Annotated in this window: 19 protein-coding genes; 8 read left to right on the plus strand and 11 right to left on the minus strand. The window is 71.9% G+C overall.

Annotated features, from left to right (window positions below; genetic code table 11):
• The 7 genes from RY076_RS23405 to RY076_RS23435 all read right to left on the minus strand — a co-directional run.
• The coding region (locus RY076_RS23405) for an aldehyde dehydrogenase family protein (protein ID WP_323102403.1) at positions 1-382 on the minus strand (382 nt) is incomplete at its 3' end.
• Between the two features lie 62 nt (positions 383-444).
• Positions 445-1,335, minus strand: a complete 891-nt coding sequence (locus RY076_RS23410; RefSeq protein ID WP_323102404.1) for a sugar phosphate isomerase/epimerase family protein — start codon at positions 1,333-1,335, stop codon at positions 445-447.
• A complete protein-coding gene (gene iolD, locus RY076_RS23415; RefSeq protein WP_323102406.1) occupies positions 1,332-3,296 on the minus strand; it encodes a 3D-(3,5/4)-trihydroxycyclohexane-1,2-dione acylhydrolase (decyclizing) in 1,965 nt (654 codons plus the stop codon). The genes RY076_RS23410 and iolD overlap by 4 nt, the downstream gene beginning before the upstream one ends.
• Positions 3,293-4,222: a 5-deoxy-glucuronate isomerase gene (gene iolB, locus RY076_RS23420; RefSeq protein ID WP_323102407.1), complete on the minus strand. Its 930-nt coding sequence runs from the start codon at positions 4,220-4,222 to the stop codon at positions 3,293-3,295. The genes iolD and iolB overlap by 4 nt, the downstream gene beginning before the upstream one ends.
• Positions 4,219-5,181, minus strand: coding sequence for a Cgl0159 family (beta/alpha)8-fold protein (locus tag RY076_RS23425; protein ID WP_323102410.1), 963 nt, complete (start codon positions 5,179-5,181; stop codon positions 4,219-4,221). Before RY076_RS23425 ends, iolB begins: the two co-directional genes overlap by 4 nt.
• Entirely contained in the window at positions 5,178-6,206 is a 1,029-nt protein-coding gene (gene iolC, locus RY076_RS23430; protein WP_323102412.1) for a 5-dehydro-2-deoxygluconokinase, read from the minus strand. The genes RY076_RS23425 and iolC overlap by 4 nt, the downstream gene beginning before the upstream one ends.
• Positions 6,203-7,207 carry a Gfo/Idh/MocA family protein gene (locus RY076_RS23435; RefSeq protein WP_323102414.1) on the minus strand — a complete coding sequence of 335 codons (1,005 nt, stop codon included), beginning with the start codon at positions 7,205-7,207 and terminating at the stop codon, positions 6,203-6,205. Before RY076_RS23435 ends, iolC begins: the two co-directional genes overlap by 4 nt.
• Positions 7,208-7,686: 479 nt before the next feature.
• Here RY076_RS23435 and RY076_RS23440 point away from each other — a divergent pair, with 479 nt between their 5' ends.
• The 5 genes from RY076_RS23440 to RY076_RS23460 all read left to right on the plus strand — a co-directional run bounded on the left by RY076_RS23440 (position 7,687) and on the right by RY076_RS23460 (position 11,898).
• Positions 7,687-8,682, plus strand: a complete 996-nt coding sequence (locus RY076_RS23440; RefSeq protein WP_323102417.1) for a substrate-binding domain-containing protein — start codon at positions 7,687-7,689, stop codon at positions 8,680-8,682.
• Positions 8,683-8,754: 72 nt separating this feature from the next.
• Complete coding sequence (locus RY076_RS23445; RefSeq protein ID WP_323102419.1) at positions 8,755-9,825, plus strand: ABC transporter permease; 1,071 nt, start codon at positions 8,755-8,757, stop codon at positions 9,823-9,825.
• A 1-nt stretch (position 9,826) separates the two neighbouring features.
• Complete coding sequence (locus tag RY076_RS23450) at positions 9,827-10,642, plus strand: ATP-binding cassette domain-containing protein (protein WP_323102422.1); 816 nt, start codon at positions 9,827-9,829, stop codon at positions 10,640-10,642.
• Positions 10,643-10,659: 17 nt separating this feature from the next.
• On the plus strand, positions 10,660-11,073 hold the full coding sequence (locus RY076_RS23455; RefSeq protein WP_323102424.1) for a universal stress protein: 414 nt from the start codon (positions 10,660-10,662) through the stop codon (positions 11,071-11,073).
• A gap of 84 nt (positions 11,074-11,157) precedes the next feature.
• Positions 11,158-11,898, plus strand: a complete 741-nt coding sequence (locus RY076_RS23460; protein WP_323102425.1) for a GntR family transcriptional regulator — start codon at positions 11,158-11,160, stop codon at positions 11,896-11,898.
• 164 nt (positions 11,899-12,062) lie between these two features.
• On the opposite strand, the gene serS is transcribed toward RY076_RS23460, so the two are convergent.
• Entirely contained in the window at positions 12,063-13,388 is a 1,326-nt protein-coding gene (serS, locus tag RY076_RS23465) for a serine--tRNA ligase (protein ID WP_323102426.1), read from the minus strand.
• 65 nt (positions 13,389-13,453) lie between these two features.
• On the minus strand, positions 13,454-14,014 hold the full coding sequence (locus RY076_RS23470; protein ID WP_323102427.1) for a hypothetical protein: 561 nt from the start codon (positions 14,012-14,014) through the stop codon (positions 13,454-13,456).
• 171 nt (positions 14,015-14,185) lie between these two features.
• Between RY076_RS23470 and RY076_RS23475 the strand changes: the two genes are divergently transcribed.
• Positions 14,186-15,772: a catalase gene (locus RY076_RS23475; protein ID WP_323102428.1), complete on the plus strand. Its 1,587-nt coding sequence runs from the start codon at positions 14,186-14,188 to the stop codon at positions 15,770-15,772.
• Between the two features lie 86 nt (positions 15,773-15,858).
• Here RY076_RS23475 and RY076_RS23480 read toward each other — a convergent pair whose 3' ends face one another.
• Entirely contained in the window at positions 15,859-16,713 is an 855-nt protein-coding gene (locus RY076_RS23480; protein ID WP_323102431.1) for an ABC transporter permease, read from the minus strand.
• A complete protein-coding gene (locus RY076_RS23485; protein WP_323102433.1) occupies positions 16,710-17,609 on the minus strand; it encodes an ABC transporter ATP-binding protein in 900 nt (299 codons plus the stop codon). The genes RY076_RS23480 and RY076_RS23485 overlap by 4 nt, the downstream gene beginning before the upstream one ends.
• Before the next feature lie 176 nt (positions 17,610-17,785).
• Between RY076_RS23485 and RY076_RS23490 the strand changes: the two genes are divergently transcribed.
• Positions 17,786-19,063 (plus strand): sensor histidine kinase, encoded by a 1,278-nt coding sequence (locus RY076_RS23490; protein WP_323102435.1) that lies wholly within the window; start codon positions 17,786-17,788, stop codon positions 19,061-19,063.
• Positions 19,064-19,140: 77 nt separating this feature from the next.
• A partial coding sequence (locus RY076_RS23495) for a response regulator transcription factor (RefSeq protein ID WP_323102437.1) occupies positions 19,141-19,729 on the plus strand: 589 nt, incomplete at its 3' end.

Consider the following 19,729-nt stretch of genomic DNA (forward strand, 5'->3'; position numbering starts at 1 on the left):
CGCTGAAGCCGCCCTTGAGCAGGTGCGGGATGCCGCAGGCGAACTCGGCGACCTCGAGGCCGCGCGTCACCTCGCCGACGGCGTCGGACAGGACCTTGCCGTGCTCGGCGGTGATGAGGGCCCCGATCTCGTCCTTGCGGGAGTTGAGCAGCTCGCGGAAGGCGAAGAGCACCTGCGCGCGCTTGGCGAGCGACGCGTCGGCCCACTCCTCCCAGGCGGCCTTGGCGCTCTTGACGGCGTCGTCGACGAGGGCCGCCGACGCGAGGTCGAGGACGCCGGTCTGCTCGCCGGTGGCCGGGTTGAAGACCGGCGACGTGCGCTCGGCGGTGCCGGCCCACGGCCGGCCGTCGATGAGGTGGGTGATGCGGGTCGGGGTGCTCATGGTGCTTGTCCTTCGGTGGAACGGGCTGCGCGGCAGCGGAACTCGGGGAAGAGGGTTTCGGCTCAGCGGCCGTACGGGGAGACGAGGGTGGGCGGGGTGGACCACTTGTCGAGGTAGGAGCGGATCGTGTCGCGCATGTACTCGCTCGACTCGCGGGCGCGGTCCTCCCAGGCGAAGACGCAGGAGGTGACGATGCCGTCGAAGCCGATGCGCTCGAGGCCGCGGAAGAACGCGTCGAAGTCGACCTCGCCCTGGCCGATGTCGAGGTGCTGGTGCACGGTGACCTGCGAGCCGGGCGGGTTGACGATGTAGCGCAGCCCGGACGACGCGGTGTGGTCGTAGGCGTCGGCGACGTGGACCATCGTCAGCAGGTCGCCGGCCTTGTCCATGATGCCGTCGCAGTCGTTGCCCTGGTGGAACGTGTGCGGCGCGCAGTAGAGGAAGGAGACGTTGGGGCTGTTGATCCCCCGGATGATGTCGACGGCGCGCTTGCCGTCCTCCTCCCAGTCGTCCGGGTGCGGCTCGAGGACGAGGCGGATGCCCTCCTTCTCGAACTCGGGCAGCAGCTCCTCCATCGAGCGCCAGAACATCCGCTCGCACGTCGCCGCCTCGCGCGGGTTGCCGTTGAGCTCGGAGTTCATGGTGTCGACGCCGAGGAGCGAGGCGATCCGGATGGCGCGCTTCCAGTAGCGCACCGCAGCCTGCCGGTCCTCCTCGTCCGGACCCGACCACCTGAAGAGCGGCAGCACCGACGACACCCCGACCCCCGCGGACCGCAGCGCGGTACGGAAGGCGGCGACGCCGGCGTCGTCGACGCGCGGGTGGTTGAAGAACGGGATGAAGTCGTCGCGCGGCGACAGCTCGATCCACTCGTAGCCGAGTTCGGCCACGAGAGAGGGCAGCTCGAGCAGCGGCGCCTCACGGAACATGTACGGGTCGAGGGCGAGCTTCATGACGCGGACTCCGGGGTCGTGGGGGTGACGAGCGGACGCTGGGAGGCCTTGTGCTCCTCGTACTCGCGGAAGGCGTGCTGCGTGCTGGCGAGGTCGCTGACCTGCGAGACCGGCACGTCCCACCAGGAGTCGCTGTCGGGGGCGTAGACGGTCGGGTCGGTCTCGACGTGGATGACGACGGGGCCACCGTCGGCCGGCCACGCCTTGGCCTCCTTGAGCGCCTGGTGCAGCTCGTCGCGCGAGTGCACCTCGATGACGTGCGCACCCAGCGACCGCGCGTTGGCGGCGAGGTCGACGGGCAGGACGTCCCCGTCGAGGCGACCCGAGGACGCGCCGCGGTAGCGGTACTTCGTGCCGAAGCGCTGCGAGCCGAGCGACTCCGACAGCGACCCGATCGAGTGGAACCCGTGGTTCTGCACGAGGACCACGACGACCTTGACCCGCTCCTGCACCGCCGTGACGAGCTCGGTCGGCATCATGAGGTACCCGCCGTCACCGACCATGGCGAACACGTCACGCGACTCGTCGGCGAGGCGGATGCCGATCGAGGCCGGCACCTCGTAGCCCATGCAGGAGTAGCCGTACTCGACGTGGTAGGCCTTGCGGTCGCGCACCCGCCACAGCTTGTGGATGTCGCCGGGCATCGAGCCGGCCGCGCAGAGCACGACGTCGCGCGGGTCGGTCAGCTCGTTGACGGCGCCGAGCACCTCGCCCTGCGTCAGCAGGCCGGCGGCGAGGCGGTCGGTGACCTCGGCGGGAGGGCTGAAGGTCGCCTCGACCGCCGCGTCCCACGCGCTCCACAGGTCGGCCTGCCGCGAGCGGTAGGCGTCGTCGACCGACCAGCCCTCGAGGGCGGCCGTCAGGGCGGTCAGCGCCTCGCGGGCGTCGGCCACGACCGACAGCCCGGAGTGCTTGCCGGCGTCGAACCTCGCGACGTTGACGTTGACGAAGCGGACCCCGCTGTCCTGGAACGCAGTCCGCGATGCCGTGGTGAAGTCGCTCCACCGGGTGCCGATGCCGATGACGACGTCGGCCTCGGCGGCCAGCGCGTTGGCGGCGGTCGTGCCGGTCGAGCCGACGGCGCCCATCTCCTGCGGGTGGCCGTGCGGCAGCGAGCCCTTGCCGGCCTGCGACTCGCCGACGGGGATGCCCGTCGCCTCGCAGAACGCCCGCAGTGCGGCCTCGGCACCCGAGTAGTGCACGCCACCGCCGGCCACGACCAGCGGGCGCTTCGCCGAGCGGATGACCGCGGCGGCGTCGGCGACGTCGACGGCCTCCGGCAGCGGCCGGGCCACGCGCCACACGCGCGGCGCGAACAGCTCGACCGGCCAGTCGTGGGCCTCGGCCTGCACGTCCTGCGGCAGCGCGATGGTCACCGCGCCGGTGTCGACCGGGTCGGTGAGCACCCGCATCGCCCCGAGGAGTGCCGACGGCAGCTGCTCCGGCCGGCTGACCCGGTCGAAGAAGCGCGACAGCGGGCGGAACGCGTCGTTGACCGTGACGTCGGCCGCGTGCGGCAGCTCCAGCTCCTGGAGCACTGGCGCGCTGACCCGGGTCGCGAACGTGCCGGACGGCAGCAGCAGCACGGGGATCCGGTTGATCGTGGCGAGCGCCGCGCCCGTCAGCATGTTCGTCGAGCCGGGGCCGACCGACGCCGTGCACGCCCACGTCTGGAGGCGGTCCTTCTGCCGGGCGTATGCCACCGAGGTGTGCACCATCGCCTGCTCGTTGCGCGCCAGGACGTACGGGAGGTGCTCCTCGCCGTCGGCCAGCTCGTTCTGCAGCAGCGCCTGGCCGAGCCCGGCGACGTTGCCGTGGCCGAAGATGCCGAAGCAGCCGGCGAAGAGCTTCTGCCGTTCGCCGTCGCGCTCGCTCCACTGGTTCGCGAGGAACCGCACGAGGGCCTGCGCCACCGTGAGGCGCACGGTCGAGCCGGCGTCGGGCTGGGCGTCACGCGTCATCGGGTGCCTCCAAGCGGGAGTCGGGGGTCGACCTGCTGGGTCGACCACGTGTCACGGACCCAGCCGTGTGCCGGGTCGTCGCAGATGAGCCAGGCCCGGTCCTGTCCGGGGCCGGCCATGACGTTGAGGTAGTAGAGGTCGTAGCCGGGCGGGGCCATCGCCGGCCCGTGCCAGCCGTGCGGCACGAGCACGACGTCGCCGCTGCGCACCTCGGCCAGGACGTCGATGGGTCGCTCGTCCGTGCCGTAGACCCGTTGGTAGCCAACGGGATCCGCGCCGTTCGCGGCAGCGGCTCCACCCTCGTGCTGCACCTCGAAGTAGTAGATCTCCTCGAGCTGCGTCTCGACGCCGGGGCGCTCCTCGTCGTGCTTGTGCGGCGGGTAGGAGCTCCAGTTGCCGGCGGGCGTCACCACCTCGCAGGCGATGATCGAGTCGGCGTCGAGGACACCGGGGGTGGCGAAGTTGCGCACCTCGCGGCTCGCGACCCCCGCGCCGCGCAGCTCGACCGGCACGTCTGCGGCGGCCACGTGGCGGAACGGCGGCGTGTGCCGAACCGCCGCGCGGGCGCCGCAGACCGCCACCCGGGCAGGGCCCTCGTGCGCCGTCACCGTCAGCGCGGTGTCGCGTGCCGCGTACGCGACGTCGGTCGCACCCGAGAAGACCGACGCGCGTCCGGCGAGCACGACGTCGCCGACGACGCCGTCGGACGCGTCCGCGGCGACCGCGACGACCCCGACCGAACCGGACAGCGGCACGACGACGTGCTCCCACTCCTCCGCGTGCACGGTGCGCGACTCCCCCGCCTCGAGGGCGACGACGCGCAGGCTCGTGTGCGCCCAGCCGTCGAGGCCGTCGTCGATGACGACGTCCCACCCGTCGGCCGACGCCGACCCGAGCGGACGCGTCCAGCGCGCGGTGTCGCTCACGCCCGGCCCCCCTCGGTGTCGAGACCGGCCCCGTGGACCAGCTCGGCCGCGATGTCGACGGCCGCCGCGACGTCGCCGTCCGGCGGGTAGAGCAGCGCACGCCCGACGACGAGCCCGCGCACGGCGGGCAGGTCGAGCGCCCGGCCCCACGACGCGTAGGTGTCGTGCGGGTCGCCCTGCGGGTCGCCGCCGAGGAGCAGTGTCGGCAGGGTCGTGGCGTCCATGACGCGGTCGAGCTCGTCGACGACGGGCAGCTTGAGCCACGTGTAGGCGCTCGAGGCGCCGAGGCCCTGGGCGATGTGGATCGACTTGATCGTCGAGTCGGGGTCGAGCTGGTTGACGACGCGGCCGCCCTCGCGGGTGGACAGGAAGGGTTCGACCATGGCCATGAGGCGGCGCTGCGCGAGCGCGGTGACGGCGTCGGCGCTGGCCTCGAGGGTCGCCACCGTGCCGGGGTCCTCGAGGCAGATGCGCGTCAGCATCTTGCCGCCGTCGAGCCCGCGGTCCTCGATCTCGGCCGCCGAGTAGGCGGTGAACCGGTCGTCGAGCTCGAAGCTCGAGCCCTGCAGGCCGCCGCGGTTCATCGACCCGATGGCGAGCTTGTCGTCGAGTGCACCGAGCAGCAGGAGGTCGTCGAGCACGTCGGGCGTGCCGAGGACGCCGTCGACGCCGGGCCGCGAGAGCGCGGTGGCGAGGCGCTCGAGCAGGTCGCTGCGGCTCGCCATCGCCGCACCGGCACCGCGGACGCCGAGGGCGCCGCGGGCCGGGTGGTCGGCGGCCACGACGAGGAGGCGACCGTCGTCACCGACGAGCGGGCGGCGTCGGCGCAGGGCCCACGCGTCGGCGATGCGGTACGGCTCGCGGACGCGGACCTCGGTGAGGTCGGCGACCGACACCCGACCGGCGGGCTGGTGCGTCGTGGAACCGGCGGGGCTGGTGGGGCCGGTCGTGGTGGTCATCGTGCCTCCTCGGCAACGGGTCCGGCGACGGGGGTGGACGAGAGGGACGGGGCGAGCCGTTCGTCGACCTCTGCGGTCGTGGGCATGGCGGTGGAGCACTCGAGCTTGCTGGCGACGATGGCGCCGGCGACGTTCGCGAACTCGAGGACGCGGCGAAGGTCCCACCCCGACAGCAGCCCGTGGCACAGGGCCCCGCCGAACGCGTCGCCGGCGCCGAGGCCGTTGACGACGTCGACCGGGAACGGCGGCACCTCGACGCGCTCGTCACGCGTCGCCGCGAGGACGCCCTTGGGTCCCTGCTTGACGACCGCCAGCTCGACGCCGCGCTCGAGCAGTGCGTCGGCGGCGCGCTGCGGCTCGGTCTCGCCGACCGCCACCTCGCACTCCTCGCGGTTGCCGACGGCGACGGTGACGTGCTCGAGCGCGGCGCCGACCTGGGCGCTCGCCTCGGCGGCGCTGGCCCAGAACATCGGCCGGTAGTCGAGGTCGAGGACGGTGTGCCGAGCGCGACCGCGTGCGGCCCAGGCGGCGAAGTGCGCCGAGCGGCTCGGCTCCTGGCTCAGGCCCGTGACGGTCGACCAGTAGAGGCGGGCCGAACGGATCGCGTCGAGCGGCAGCTCGTCGACCTCGATGAGCAGGTCGGGCGCGATCGGGTAGCGGTAGAAGTAGAGCGGGAAGTCGTCGGGCGGGAAGACCTCGCAGAAGGTCACCGGCGTCGGCGGGCCGTCGACGGCGGTCACGAACCGGTCGTCGACGCCGAAGCCACGCAGGGCCTCGTGGACGTACCGGCCGAACGCGTCCTTCCCGACACGGGTCAGCAGGGCGACGCGTCGACCGTGCCGCGCGGCGGCGACGGAGACGTTCGTCGCGCTGCCGCCGAGGAACTTCTCGAAGGTGCGGACCTTCTCGAGGCCGACGCCGTGCTGCAGCGGGTAGATGTCGACGCCGGTGCGGCCGATGGCGACGACGTCGTACGGCTCGGCGCTCGAGGTGCCGCTCTCGTGGGTGGCGGAGGGCGTGCTCACAGCGTCTCGACCTCCTCGAGGCGCACGACGCGTCCCTCGTGGCGCGAGAGCTCGCACGCCTCGGCGACGCGGAACGCGGCGAGGGCGTCGTCGATGGTGCACGGCGACGGGCGCACGCCCCGCGCGACCGCGGCGAACGCGGTCAGCTCGGCGCGGTAGGCCGGCAGGAAGCGCTCCATGAACGACCAGTGCCGCGGCCCGTTCGGGTAGGTGGCCCCGGGCTCGGCGGACGTGACGGCGAGCGAGTCGTCGTACCCGACGCCGATCGTGCCCTCGCTGCCGAGAACCTCCATGCGCACATCGTGACCCCCGCCGTTGTACCGGGTGGCCGTCACCGACACCAGCGTGTCGTCGTCGAGGGTGAGGATCGCGGCGGCGGTGTCGACGTCGCCGGCCTCGCTGAAGAAGTCGGCGCCCTTGTTCGCGCCCGTCGCGTACACCGAGGCGACCTCGCGGCCGGTGACGAACCGGATGATGTCGAAGTCGTGGATCGAGCAGTCGCGGAACAGTCCGCCGCTCGTCGGGATGTAGGCCGCGTGCGGCGGGGCCTGGTCGTGGGTCATCGCCCGCACCGAGTGGAGGAAGCCGAGCTCGCCCGCCGCGACGGCCTCCTGCGCCCGCTGGTAGCCGCAGTCGAACCGGCGCTGGAAGCCGACGTGGACCGGCACGTCCGAGCCGCGCACGAGCTTGGCCAGCTCCATCGTCTCGGCGAGCGTCGAGGCCACCGGCTTCTCGCAGAAGGTCGGCACGCCGGACTCGAGGCCGAGCCGCAGCAGGGGCGCGTGCCCCGGCGTCGCCGTCGCGATGACGAAGCCGTCGACGCCGTCGGCGAGCAGCTGCTCGGGCGAGGGCGAGAAGCCGACCCCGAGGCGCTCGGCGACCGCGCGGGCCGCGTCCGGCAGGGCGTCGGTGACGACGACCTCGTCGACGTCGCGCAGGTCACGCAGCGTCTCCGCGTGGAAGGCCCCGATCCGGCCGACGCCGGCAAGTCCGATTCGCACAACACACTCCCTTGGGTGGTACCGCTCGTTCGGGTTCGATCGTCCCCGTCGGCGTCGAGCCCTGTCAAGCAAATGTTAGAACATTCTGATGTTTGGTCAATTGCTTGACATGCTTTGCAGAGGTGTTGCATCCTCCCAATTGCCGGCACCGACGCCGGGGTCGACGGACAACCCCGACAACGACGACGGAACCGGCAGAGCGGCGGGTCACCACGGTGGCCCGCAACGGTCGAGGCGACACCACGCCGCCCTCCACGTCCGACCCGGACACACACACAGCCAGATCTGAATAGGCACCGGCGGGGCGCGGCACAGCCCCCCGCCCGACGAACGCAGCCAGGGTGCACGAGCCCGTCAGGGGATCTCGTGCACCACGGGCCGGACCGAGGGGACCGGCCCTCCCCGCCTGCACCCGTCACCCTCACGTCGCGCCGAGTCAGGCTGACCGGAGACCCGCGACACGACGAAAGGAATCAACGATGATCCCGTCCCGGACTCGCAAGAGTTTGACCACCGCCGTCGGCATCGCCGCGGCGGCGTCCCTGGCCCTCGCCGCGTGCAGCAGCGGTGGCGCGCCCAGCACCACGTCGACGGGTGGGGGCGGCGGTGGCGGCAACAGCGGCTACACGTTCGCGATGATCACCCACGAGACTCCCGGCGACACCTTCTGGGATCGCATCAAGGCCGGCGCGCAGCAGGCCGCCAAGGACACCGGGGCCACCCTGAAGTACTCCTCGGACCCGGACGCCACCAAGCAGGCGGTCCTGATCCAGAACGCCATCGACTCCAAGGTCGACGGCATCGCCACGACCCTGGTCACGCCGGACGCGCTCATCCCGACGATCAAGAAGGCCGTCGCGGCCGGCATCCCCGTCGACACCTTCAACTCGGGCATCGACTACTTCCAGCAGGCCGGCGCGCTGACGCACTTCGCCTCCAACGAGAAGCTGGGCGGCCAGCAGGCCGGCAAGAAGGCCGCGGCCGCCGGCGCCACGAAGATCCTCTGCACCATCCAGCAGACCGGGTCGGTGGCCCTCGAGGACCGCTGCGCCGGCGTCAAGGACTCGTTCCCGAACACCGAGAACCTGCAGGTCAACGGCGCGGACGACGCCGCCGTCACCACCGCCATTCAGGCCAAGCTGACCGAGGACAAGACGATCAACTGGGTCATCACCCTCGGCGCACCGCAGGCCCTCGACACGATCAAGGCCGCCCAGGGCGCCGGGGCCACCGTGAAGATCGGGACGTTCGACACCAACCCCGACGCCGCCCAGGCGGTCCAGGACGGCAAGATCGAGTGGTTCATCGACCAGCAGCCGTACCTGCAGGGCTACATGGCGATCACCCAGCTGTACCTCTACAAGAAGAACGGCAACATCCTCGGTGGCGGCCAGGCCGTGCTGACCGGCCCCTCCTTCGTCGACAAGTCGAACATCGCCCAGGTCCTCCCCTTCATCAAGGCGAACACTCGCTAACCGCCTCCAGGGGGCCGGGCCGTCGAGTCAGACCAGGCAGCCCGGCCCCCGCCGAACAGCACTGGAGCTGTCATGAGTAGTAGTCCCGTCAAGACGGACCCGTCGCCGTCGGCCCCGGCCGAGGCGTCCAACCGGGTCACCCTGGGCTGGTCCAACCGGCTGCTGGCCCGGCCCGAGATCGGCGCCCTGGTCGCGGCGGTCGTCATCTTCATCTTCTTCCTCATCGTCGCGCCCGCCTTCCGCACCCCGGCCTCGTTCTTCACCGTGCTCTACCAGTCCTCGACGATCGGCATCGTCGCGGTCGGGGTCGGGATGCTGATGATCGGCGGCGAGTTCGATCTCTCCGCCGGGGTCACCGTCACCACGGCCGGGCTGTTCAACGCGATGTTCTGCTACCAGCTCGGCATCAACCTGTGGGTCGGCGCGATCCTGTCGCTGGTGCTCTGCCTGGCGATCGGGTTCCTCAACGGCTACCTCGTCATGAGAACCGGGATCCCGAGCTTCCTCATCACCCTGGGCACCTTCTTCGTGCTGCAGGGCGCCAACCTCGGCGTGACCAAGCTCGTCACCGGCTCGGTGTCGAGCCCGAACATCAACCAGATGGCCGGCTACTCCTCGCTGAACTGGATCTTCGCCAACGAGTGGCAGATCGGCTCGATCACCCTCTCCATCACGGTCGTCTGGTGGTTCCTCTTCGTCGCTCTCTCGGCCTACGTGCTGCAGCGCACCAAGGTCGGCAACTGGATCTACGCGGTCGGCGGCAACGCCGCCTCGGCCCGCGCCGTGGGCGTTCCGGTAACCCGGGTCAAGGTCGGTCTCTTCATGACCGTGTCCTTCCTCGCCTGGTTCGCCGGCATGCACTACCTCTACAACTTCAACACCCTCCAGGCCGGCAACGGCGTGGGCAACGAGTTCCTCTACATCATCGCCGCGGTCGTCGGCGGCACCCTCCTGACCGGCGGCTACGGCAACGCGATCGGCGTGGCCATCGGCGCCTTCATCTTCGGCATGACCAGCCTCTGCATCGTCTACGCCGGCTGGGACCCGAACTGGTTCAAGGCCTTCCTCGGCGTCATGCTCCTGCTCGCCGTCATGGTCAATCTCTACGTCAAACGACTCTCGAGCGCCCGAAAGGTGGGTTGACATGACCGACACCCTGCACGAGCACGCCGATCCGGAGCTGCACAAGGGCGAGCCGCTCGTCGAGATGATCGACATCGGCAAGACCTACGGCGCGATCCGCGCCCTCAAGGGCATCAACCTGACCGTCAACGCCGGGGAGGTCACCTGCGTCCTCGGCGACAACGGCGCCGGCAAGTCCACCCTCATCAAGATCATCTCGGGGCTGCACCCGCACAACGAGGGAACGATGAAGGTCGACGGCAAGGAGGTCCAGTTCACCAGCCCGCGCGACTCGCTCGCCCACGGGATCGCGACCGTGTACCAGGACCTCGCGGTCGTCGGCCTCATGGAGGTCTGGCGCAACTTCTTCCTCGGCTCCGAGATGGTCTCGGGTCGGGTGCCCTTCGCCCCGCTGAAGATCAGCGAGATGAAGGAGATCGCCGACCAGGAGCTGCGCAAGATGGGGATCGTCGTCAAGGACATCAACCAGCCCATCGGCAACCTCTCCGGTGGCCAGCGCCAGTGCGTCGCCATCGCGCGCGCCGTCTACTTCGGAGCGCGGGTCCTCATCCTCGACGAGCCGACCGCGGCCCTCGGCGTCAAGCAGTCCGGCGTCGTGCTCAAGTACACGGCGGCCGCACGCGACGCCGGCCTCGGGGTCGTGTTCATCACCCACAACCCGCACCACGCCCACCTCGTCGGCAACCACTTCGTCATCCTCAAGCTCGGCCAGGCGGTGCTCGACAAGAAGCGCTCCGAGGTGACGCTCGATGAGCTGACACGTCAGATGGCCGGGGGCGACGAGCTCGCCGAGCTGTCGCACGAGCTGCAGCGCTGAGCGAGGAGGAGAGCACCATGACTGTCGCAGTGGCACACCAGGTGCGGTCCTCCAGCGACCTCGTGCTTCAGGAGGCGGCCCGCCAAGCGGGCTACCGGGGCACGGGACTCGTCGTCGTCCACGTCGTCGAGGCCCTCGACAACGACGTCGCCGAGGCGACGCGGGCCGGCATCTCCGACGCCGTCGACGACGCGCTCGCCTCGGCGGGGTTGGGCGCGGTGGACGTCCGCGTCCACCTCGTCGCCGGCGGCCACGACATCGGCGACGTGTCCGAGGCCATCCTCGGCGCGACGCGAGAGCTCAAGCCGGACCTGCTCGTCATCGGCGCGCGACGCCGCTCCCCCATGGGCAAGGCGTTCCTCGGCAGCGTCGCGCAGAACGTCATCCTCGACGCGGAGGTGCCGGTCCTGGTCGTCAAGGCACCGCGATGACGACGCGGCCGCGTCGCGACACGCCGAGGTGTCAGGTTGTGAGCACCTGCGAACATGCAGGGGCGCAGTGGCTAGTCTGCGGCCATGGCCAAGACCGTTGACGTCCGCATCGACCGCGAGACGCCGGTTCCGCTCTACCACCAGCTGGCCCAGCAGCTGAGCGGGGCCATCTCGCGCGGCGACCTCCAGCCCGGCGACCCGTTCGAGAACGAGGTGGCGATGGCGGACCGGCTCGGGCTCTCGCGCCCGACGGTCCGCCGTGCCATCCAGGAGCTCGTCGCCCAGGGTCTGGTGCTGCGCCGGCGCGGCCTCGGCACCACCGTGGCCGGCCGCCAGATCCACCGGCGCGCCGAGCTGACGAGCCTCTACGACGACCTGCGGAGCGAGGGCGGCGCCGACCCGCGCACCGAGGTGCTCAAGCACGAGGTCGTCGAGGACGCCGTCGCCGCATCGTCCCTCGGGCTGCCGGTGGACACACCGCTGCTGCACGTCGTGCGTCTGCGCAGCAACGGCGACCGGCCGCTCGCGATCCTGCAGAACTGGCTGCCGCCGCGCTACTCCGACATCTCCCGGGAGGAGCTGCAGCGCGACGGCCTCTACGCGCTGCTCCGGGCCCGCGGCGGCAAGCCGGTCGTCGCCCACCAGCGCATCGGCGCCCGCACCCCGACGGCGTCGGAGCGGCGGCACCTCGGGCTACGACCGTCGCAGCCGGTGCTGACCATGTCGCGCACCGCCTTCGACGCGGTCGGTGACCCCGTCGAGTACGGCGACCACTGCTACCACGCCGAGGACTACAGCATCGAGGTCATGCTCGACGAGCGCTGACCCCACCCCATCGAGACAGCAGTCCGCCCGCACTCCCTGATTCGAGGTAATCCGCGACTCCATACGGTCGCGGAATACCTCGAACCAGCGGCGTCGCAGCGCGGTCGAGGTGATCGGCGGCGGCCTACCGCTGCTGATTACCTCGAACCAGCGGGGTCCCGGCGTCAGGCGAGGGGCGTGAGGACGTCGAGGCCGAGGAAGGGGCGTAGGGCCTCGGGGACGACGACCGAGCCGTCGGGCTGCTGGTGGTTCTCGAGGATCGCGACGAGCCAGCGGGTCGTGCCGAGCGTGCCGTTGAGTGTCGCCACGGCGCGGGTGCCAGAACCGTTCGGGTCGCGCTCGCGCGTGTTCAGCCGGCGCGCCTGGTACGTCGTGCAGTTCGACGTCGAGGACAGCTCGCGGTACTTGCCCTGCGTCGGCACCCAGGCCTCGCAGTCGAACTTGCGCGCGGCCGGTCCGCCGAGGTCGCCGGCGGCCGTGTCGATGACGCGGTAGGGCACCTCGATCTTGGCGAGCATCTCGCGCTCCCAGGCGAGGAGGCGCTGGTGCTCGGCCTCGGCGTCCTCCGGCCGGCAGTAGCTGAACATCTCGACCTTGTGGAACTGGTGCACGCGGATGATGCCGCGGGTGTCCTTGCCGTGCGAGCCGGCCTCGCGCCGGTAGCAGGCCGACCAGCCGGCGTAGCGCTTCGGGCCCTTGCTGAGGTCGATGATCTCGTCGGCGTGGTAGCCGGCGAGGGCCACCTCGGAGGTGCCGGTGAGGTACAGCTCGTCGTCCTTGAGCTTGTAGACCTCCTCGTCGTGCGCGTCGATGAAGCCGGCGCCGGCCATGATCTCGGTGCGCGCGAGCGTCGGGGTGATCATCGGCGTGAACCCGGTGGCGGTGGCCTGGGCGATCGCCATGTTGAGCAGCGCGAGCTCGAGCTGCGCCCCGACGCCGGTGAGGTAGTAGAAGCGCGCACCGCCGACCTTCGCGCCGCGCTCCATGTCGATGGCGCCGAGCCTCTCGCCGAGCGCGAGGTGGTCGAGCGGCTCGAAGCCCTCGGCCGCGAAGTCGCGCGGGGTGCCGACGGTCTCGAGCACGACGTAGTCGTCCTCGCCGCCGGTGGGCACGCCGTCGATGATGACGTTGCCGACGCGTCGGAGCAGGCGGTCGAGCTCGGCGGCGGCCTCGCCGGCCTCCTCCTCGAGGCCCTTGACGCGGTCGCTCAGCGTCGCGGCGTGCGAACGCGCCTCGTGGGCCTTCTTCTCGAGGTGCTCGGCGTCGGCGTCGCCGGCCTTCTTCGCCTTCTGGAACGCGCCCATGGCCGCGCCGACCGACTTGCTGACGGTCTTCTGCTCGGCGCGGAGGCGCTCGAAGTCGGTGAGGGACGATCGACGGCGCTCGTCGGCAGCGAGGATCGCGTCCACGATCCCCGGGTCCTCTCCACGGGCCTGTTGCGAGGCGCGGACCCGGTCGGGTTCGTCGCGCACGAGCTTGATGTCGATCACGCGGGCCAGCCTAACGGCGCCGGCGGGACGCGCTCGACCCAGTTCACGGCGTCGCCCCCGCGCCGTCACTCGGGGCGGATCACGGCGTAGGCGGCGACGGCGTCGGCGGGCAGCCCGCGCACGTCGATCTGCACCGGGCCGGCCGGCAGCCCGAGGTCGACGGTGCGCTGCACCGTGCCGTCGCACGCGAACGGCCGCGAGTAGAGCGGCTCGCCGTGGCCCCACGTGCCCGGTGCCGCGTCGTAGATGGCGTAGGTGGTGCCGGCCGTGTCGGCCGTGTCAGCAGCGGGACGGCCTGCGGCACAGGCGACCTCGACCGTGTAGGTCCGCCCGGCCGCGGCGGCCTGCCCCGGCACGTTGCGGAACGCCTTGCCGGGGCCGTTGCGCGTCACGACGACCCGGGCCACCTCGCCGGCCCGACGCGGCGGCACCGTGATCGTCGGCGCGGGGCCGGGGTCGACCGGCGTGAAGGTCACCCCGGGCGCGACGACGGCGCCAGACGCCGGACGCGTCGACGCCCGGAGCCCCGGGTCCGCGCTCGTGCAGCCGGCGACGGAGGCGGTGAGGAACGCGCCGAGGACGGCGCCCACGACGGGACGCCACCGGCTGACCACCACCCGGCCCACGCGTCGACTGTAGGACACCCCGCCCTGGCGCGGTGACGGTCGGCCCGCCAAAGGGTTCCCCGCAGATCGACGGCCGGAGGACCGGCGCAGTCGCCGCGGATCGGGTACGTCGCGAAGGTCGGGGAGACCACCCGCCCCCTGACCGAGCACGACCCGATCGAAGGAGCGGACATGACGGACACCCACAACGGACGGCCCTCGGTCGAGCCGGCCCCGAGCGAGGAGGCCCGCCTCGGCTCGCACGCCGACAACGGCGCGCCGGCGCCGAGCGACCGCAACTCGCTCACCGTCGGCCCGGACGGGCCGATCCTGCTGCACGACACCCATTTCCTCAACCAGATGGCGCACTTCAACCGCGAGCGCATCCCGGAGCGCAACGTGCACGCCAAGGGCTCGGGCGCGTTCGGCGTCTTCGAGACGACCGAGGACGTGTCGCGCTACACCAAGGCGGCGCTCTTCCAGCCCGGCGTGCGCACCGAGATGCTGGCCCGGTTCTCCACCGTCGCCGGCGAGCAGGGCAGCCCGGACACGTGGCGCGACCCCCGCGGCTTCGCGCTGAAGTTCTACACGACCGAGGGCAACTACGACCTCGTCGGCAACAACACCCCGGTGTTCTTCGTCCGCGACACGATGAAGTTCCCGCACTTCATCCGCAGCCAGAAGCGCCGGGGCGGGTCGGGCCTGCGCGACAACCACATGCAGTGGGACTTCTGGTCGCTCAACCCCGAGTCGGCCCACCAGGTCACCTACCTCATGGGCGACCGCGGCATCCCGAAGACGCTCCGGCACATGAACGGCTACGGCTCGCACACGTACATGTGGGTCAACGCGTCGGGCGAGAGGTTCTGGGTCAAGTACCACTTCCACAGCGACCAGGGCGTCGAGGGCCTGACCGGCGCCGAGGCCGAGAAGATCGCCGGGCAGGACGCCGACTTCCACCGCCGCGACCTCCACGACGCCATCGAGCGCGGCGACCATCCGAGCTGGCGGCTGCGCGTGCAGATCATGCCGTACGAGGACGCGAAGACCTACCACCTCAACCCCTTCGACCTGACGAAGGTGTGGCCGCACGAGGACTACCCGCTCATCGACGTCGGCACCATGACGCTGGACCGCAACCCCGACAACTTCTTCGCCCAGATCGAGCAGGCGGCGTTCGAGCCGTCGGCGCTCGTGCCCGGCATCGGGTTCTCGCCCGACAAGATGCTGCTCGGGCGGGCCTTCGCCTACAGCGACACCCACCGCTACCGCATCGGGCCGAACTACCTCCAGCTGCCGGTCAACCGCCCGCGCCTCGACGACCTCAACACGTACACGCAGGACGGCCCGATGGCCTACGCCCACCGCGGCGACGCCCCGGTCTACGCCCCGAACAGCGAGGGACGCGGGTACGCCGACCACGTCGGCGAGGTCGAGGAGGGCTGGGAGAACGACGGCGCCATGGTGCGCCAGGCCTACACGCTTCGGGAGGACGACGACGACTTCGGCCAGGCCGGCCGGCTCGTGCGCGAGGTGTGGGACGACGCGCAGCGCGAGGCGTTCACCGAGACCGTCGCCGGGCACCTGCTCGGGGGCGTGAAGTCCCCGGTGCTCGAGCGCGCCTTCGAGTACTGGAAGAACGTCGACGCCGAGACGGGCCAGCAGATCGAGGAGCTGGTCCGGGCCGGACTCGGCGCCCCGAACCCCGGCGGCGACGCCGACGACGCGAAGCCGGTGCAGGACCCGGTCGTCGAGGACGCGACGCACGCCGCCCACTGACGACGCGGCGAGCCGGACACGCCGAGTGCCCACCTCTCCCCCGTCGGGAGGTGGGCACTCGGCGGTCGGTGGTCCCGGGAGCCGGGTTACTTGACCTCGGAGCGGGTCAGGCGCCAGATGCCGACCGCGAGCGGTGCGACGACCCAGAGGGCGACCGACGCGCCGAGGTGGGCCCACTGGGAGCCGGTGAGGGAGCCCTCGAAGAGGGGCTGCATCGTCTGGTTCATGTCGAGCCACTCCGAGGCGGACCGCAGCCACGAGACCATCGAGCCGAGGATCGACCACGCGGTCGGCAGGACGAAGAAGACGACGATCGCGGCCGGCGTGTTCTTGAAGAGCATGCCGAAGCCGACACCCTGCGCCACGCCGAGGAGCACGTAGCCCGCCGCACCGAGCAGGACGAGCCCGCCGATCGACCAGTCGGCGTCGATGCCGCGGAAGGTGATGGCGGCCTGGTGCGCGATCGCGGCGAGCACGAGCGCCAGGGCGAACGCGGCCACGCCGACGAGCAGGGCGCTGACGAGCTTGGCCCAGGCGACGCGGATGCGCCGCGGCTCGAGGCCGAAGGTGACGAGGCCGGTGCGCTGGCTCCACTCCGACGTCACGGCGAGGATGCCGACGACGGGCAGGATGAGCGCCATCGGCATCGTCGTGGCCTGGAGGTACTCGCCGAAGGCGTGCTGGCCGCCCTCGTTGAAGAACATGATCGTCAGGGCGACGGCGATGATCGCGCCGATGCCGATGAGCAGCCAGCGACCGGCCCGCGTGTCGAGCATCTTGCGCAGCTCGACGTGGACGAGGCGCGTGAACGGCACGCCGGTCGTGGGCCGCTCGCCGCCGATCCGGGCCGGCACCTTCGCCCTCGTCGGCAGCGCCGACTCGGCGTGCTTCGGGGACGCCTGTGCCGCAGGCGTGTTCGTCGTGGTGGTCGTGGTGGTCATGCCGCCACCTCCTCTCGGGCGGCGTCGGCCGTGAGGTCGAGGAACATCTCCTCGAGACCCCGGCTGTCGCCACCGCGCAGCTCGGTCAGGACGATCTGGTGGGCGGCGGCGACGCGACCGACCGCGAGCGGCTCCGCCTCCACCTGCAGGCCACCGGTCGGGGTGTGGTGCGCGACGACCGACTCGGCGGCGAGCGCCGCGAGCAGGGCGTCGTCGTCGGTCGAGCGGGCGTAGGTGCCGGCGCCGGCGAGGAGGTCGTCCTTGGTGCCGTGCGCCACGATCTTGCCGTGGCCGATGACGACGATCTCGTCGGCGACGCGCTCGATCTCGTTGAGCAGGTGCGAGGACAGCAGCACCGTGCCGCCCTCGTTGGCGTAGCCGCGCAGCAGGTCGCGCATCCAGCGGATGCCGGCCGGGTCGAGGCCGTTGGCCGGCTCGTCGAGGATGAGCACCTCGGGGTCGCCGAGGAGGGCGTGGGCGATGCCGAGGCGCTGGCGCATGCCGAGCGAGTAGTTGCGCACGCGTCGGTTGGCCTCCTTCTCGGTGAGGCCGACGAGGTCGATCATCTCGTCGACGCGGCCGCGGCCGATGCCCATGAGGATGGCCCCGAGCGTCAGCACCTCGCGACCGGTGCGGCCTGCGTGCTGGGCCGACGCGTCGAGGAGCAGGCCGACGTGGCGGCCCGGGTTCGGCAGCGCGCCGTACGGCTTGCCGAGCACCGTGGCACGGCCGGAGGTGGCCGGGGTGAGGCCGGACATGACGCGCATCGCCGTCGTCTTGCCGGCACCGTTCGGTCCGAGGAAGCCGGTGACGAGACCGGGCTTCACCTCGAACGAGATGTCGTCGACGGCCGTGAACGGGCCGTACCGCTTGGTGAGTCGCTCGACTGTGATCATGGGCTCCACCCTGACGTGCGTGCGGGGGCGCGCACATCGGTCATGAGCCTGATTCCGACCCCTACCTGAGTCGTAGTCGACCCTGACCCGAGTCAGGGTCGCGCCTCGGGGTGCCCTCTCCCCACCCCTACTCCGGACGGATGCGGACATCGCGGGCCGCTGCCTACGCTGGGCCGGTGCCACTGCCCCGGATCGCCCGCACCCGACGCGGCCACGTGTGGGGCGAGGTGTGGCGGATCTCCGTGGCCGTCCTCTTCGGCGCGGCGCTCTGGGGCTCGGTCCAGGCGCAGCTCGACCACCGCGGCGTCGACCCGACCCTCGGCAAGAGCTGGCTGCTCGTCGACGCCGCCGTCGGGCTCGCCTGTGCCGTGCTGCTGCTCTGGCGGCGCCGGTACCCGCGGACCGTCGCGTGGGTCACCGCCCTGGCCTCGGCGGTCTCCATGGCCGCCGTCGGCCCGAGCATCCTCGCGCTCGTGTCGCTGTCGACGCGTCGACGCTGGCGCGAGATCGCGGCCGTGGCCGTGCCGTTCCTCGCAGCCGGTTTCGTCAACGCGCTGCTCTACCCCACCGAGGACTCGACCATCAGCGTGTCGGGCATCGTCATCTCGGTGCTGATCCTGGCCGCCAGCGTCGCCAGCGGCTGGGCCATCGGCGAGCGTCGCGCCTTCGTCGCCTCGCTCCACGAGCGCGCCCTCACCGCCGAGCGCGAGCAGGCCATGCGCGTCGCGCAGGCTCGCGTCGCCGAGCGCGCCCGGATCGCCCGCGAGATGCACGACGTGCTCGCCCACCGGATCTCGTTGGTGGCCATGCACTCCGGGGCCCTCGCCTACCGCGACGACCTCGACCGCGAGGAGGTCGCCGCCACCGCGGAGGTCATCCGGTCGAGCGCCAACCAGGCGCTGTCCGAGCTGCGTGACGTCCTCGGCGTGCTGCGCGACGTGCCGCTGCCGACGACGTCCGACGCTTCCGACGCGTCCGACGCCACCGACACCTCCGACGCGTCGGTGCCCGAACGCCCGCAGCCGACGCTCCACGACGTGGAGGAGCTCGTCACGGAGGCGCGCGCCGCCGGGACCGACGTCGTCCTCGAGCAGTCCGGCGAGGCGGCGGCCGTGCCGGACCGGGTGTCGCGCAACGCCTACCGGATCGTCCAGGAGTGCCTGACGAACGCCCGCAAGCACGCCCCCGGCCGGCGCGCCACGGTGACGCTCGCGGTGGCGCGGGCCGGCGCCGGGGCGGGCCAGGTCGACGTCACCGTCCGGACCCCGGCCGGGATCCCGGCCCCCGGCGACCGGTCGGTGGCGGGGACGGCTGGGATGGCGGGGGTCGCCGGCAGCGGGCTGGGACTGCTCGGGCTCACCGAGCGCGCGGTGCTGTCCGGCGGCGAGCTGACCTACGGCCCGGACCGTCGGGGCGACTTCGTCGTCACCGCCCGGCTACCGTGGGCGTCGTGACGGGGGTCGAGGACACGGGCACGAGGACGCGCGTCGTCATCGTCGACGACGACGCGCTCGTGCGGGCCGGGCTGCGGATGATCCTCGGCGGCGCCCCGGACGTCGAGGTCGTGGCCGAGGCCGGCGACGGCGTCGACGGTGAGGCCGTGGTGCGCGAGCACCGGCCCGACGTCGTCCTCATGGACATCCGGATGCCGCGCCGCGACGGGCTCGAGACGACCCGGCGGCTCCTCGGAGCCGGTACCGCGGGCGCGGCCACGAGCGCGCCACCGCGGGTCATCGTGCTGACGACGTTCGACGCCGACGACATGGTCGTGCAGGCGCTGCGGGCGGGCGCGAGCGGGTTCCTGCTCAAGGACACCGAGCCGCGCCGGCTCGTCGAGGCGGTCCGGCTCGTCGCCGCCGGCGAGCCGATCCTGTCCCCGAGCGTCGCGGCTGCGCTCATGGCGCGCGTCGCGGCCGACCCCGACCCCGCCGCCGGTGAGGACCGGCGCGCGGCCGCCCTGGACCGCCTGGCCGTGCTGACCGGGCGCGAGCGCGAGGTGGCCGTCGCCGTCGGGCGTGGGCTCTCGAACGCCGAGATCTCGCGCGAGCTCTACCTGTCGGTGCCCACGGTCAAGGCGCACGTGTCGAAGGTGCTGGAGAAGCTCGGCGGCCAGAACCGCG

The organism is Intrasporangium zincisolvens, assembly GCF_034724055.1.
GTDB lineage: Bacteria > Actinomycetota > Actinomycetes > Actinomycetales > Dermatophilaceae > Monashia > Monashia zincisolvens.

Bases quoted from the DNA above. Each gene is read 5' to 3' on its own strand.
- RY076_RS23410 (WP_323102404.1), bottom strand. From the start codon at position 1,335: ATGAAGCTCGCCCTCGACCCGTACATGTTCCGTGAGGCGCCGCTGCTC.
- iolD (WP_323102406.1), bottom strand. From the start codon at position 3,296: ATGACGCGTGACGCCCAGCCCGACGCCGGCTCGACCGTGCGCCTCACG.
- RY076_RS23425 (WP_323102410.1), bottom strand. From the start codon at position 5,181: ATGACCACCACGACCGGCCCCACCAGCCCCGCCGGTTCCACGACGCAC.
- RY076_RS23440 (WP_323102417.1), top strand. From the start codon at position 7,687: ATGATCCCGTCCCGGACTCGCAAGAGTTTGACCACCGCCGTCGGCATC.
- RY076_RS23445 (WP_323102419.1), top strand. From the start codon at position 8,755: ATGAGTAGTAGTCCCGTCAAGACGGACCCGTCGCCGTCGGCCCCGGCC.
- RY076_RS23450 (WP_323102422.1), top strand. From the start codon at position 9,827: ATGACCGACACCCTGCACGAGCACGCCGATCCGGAGCTGCACAAGGGC.
- RY076_RS23455 (WP_323102424.1), top strand. From the start codon at position 10,660: ATGACTGTCGCAGTGGCACACCAGGTGCGGTCCTCCAGCGACCTCGTG.
- RY076_RS23460 (WP_323102425.1), top strand. From the start codon at position 11,158: ATGGCCAAGACCGTTGACGTCCGCATCGACCGCGAGACGCCGGTTCCG.
- RY076_RS23475 (WP_323102428.1), top strand. From the start codon at position 14,186: ATGACGGACACCCACAACGGACGGCCCTCGGTCGAGCCGGCCCCGAGC.
- RY076_RS23480 (WP_323102431.1), bottom strand. From the start codon at position 16,713: ATGACCACCACGACCACCACGACGAACACGCCTGCGGCACAGGCGTCC.
- RY076_RS23485 (WP_323102433.1), bottom strand. From the start codon at position 17,609: ATGATCACAGTCGAGCGACTCACCAAGCGGTACGGCCCGTTCACGGCC.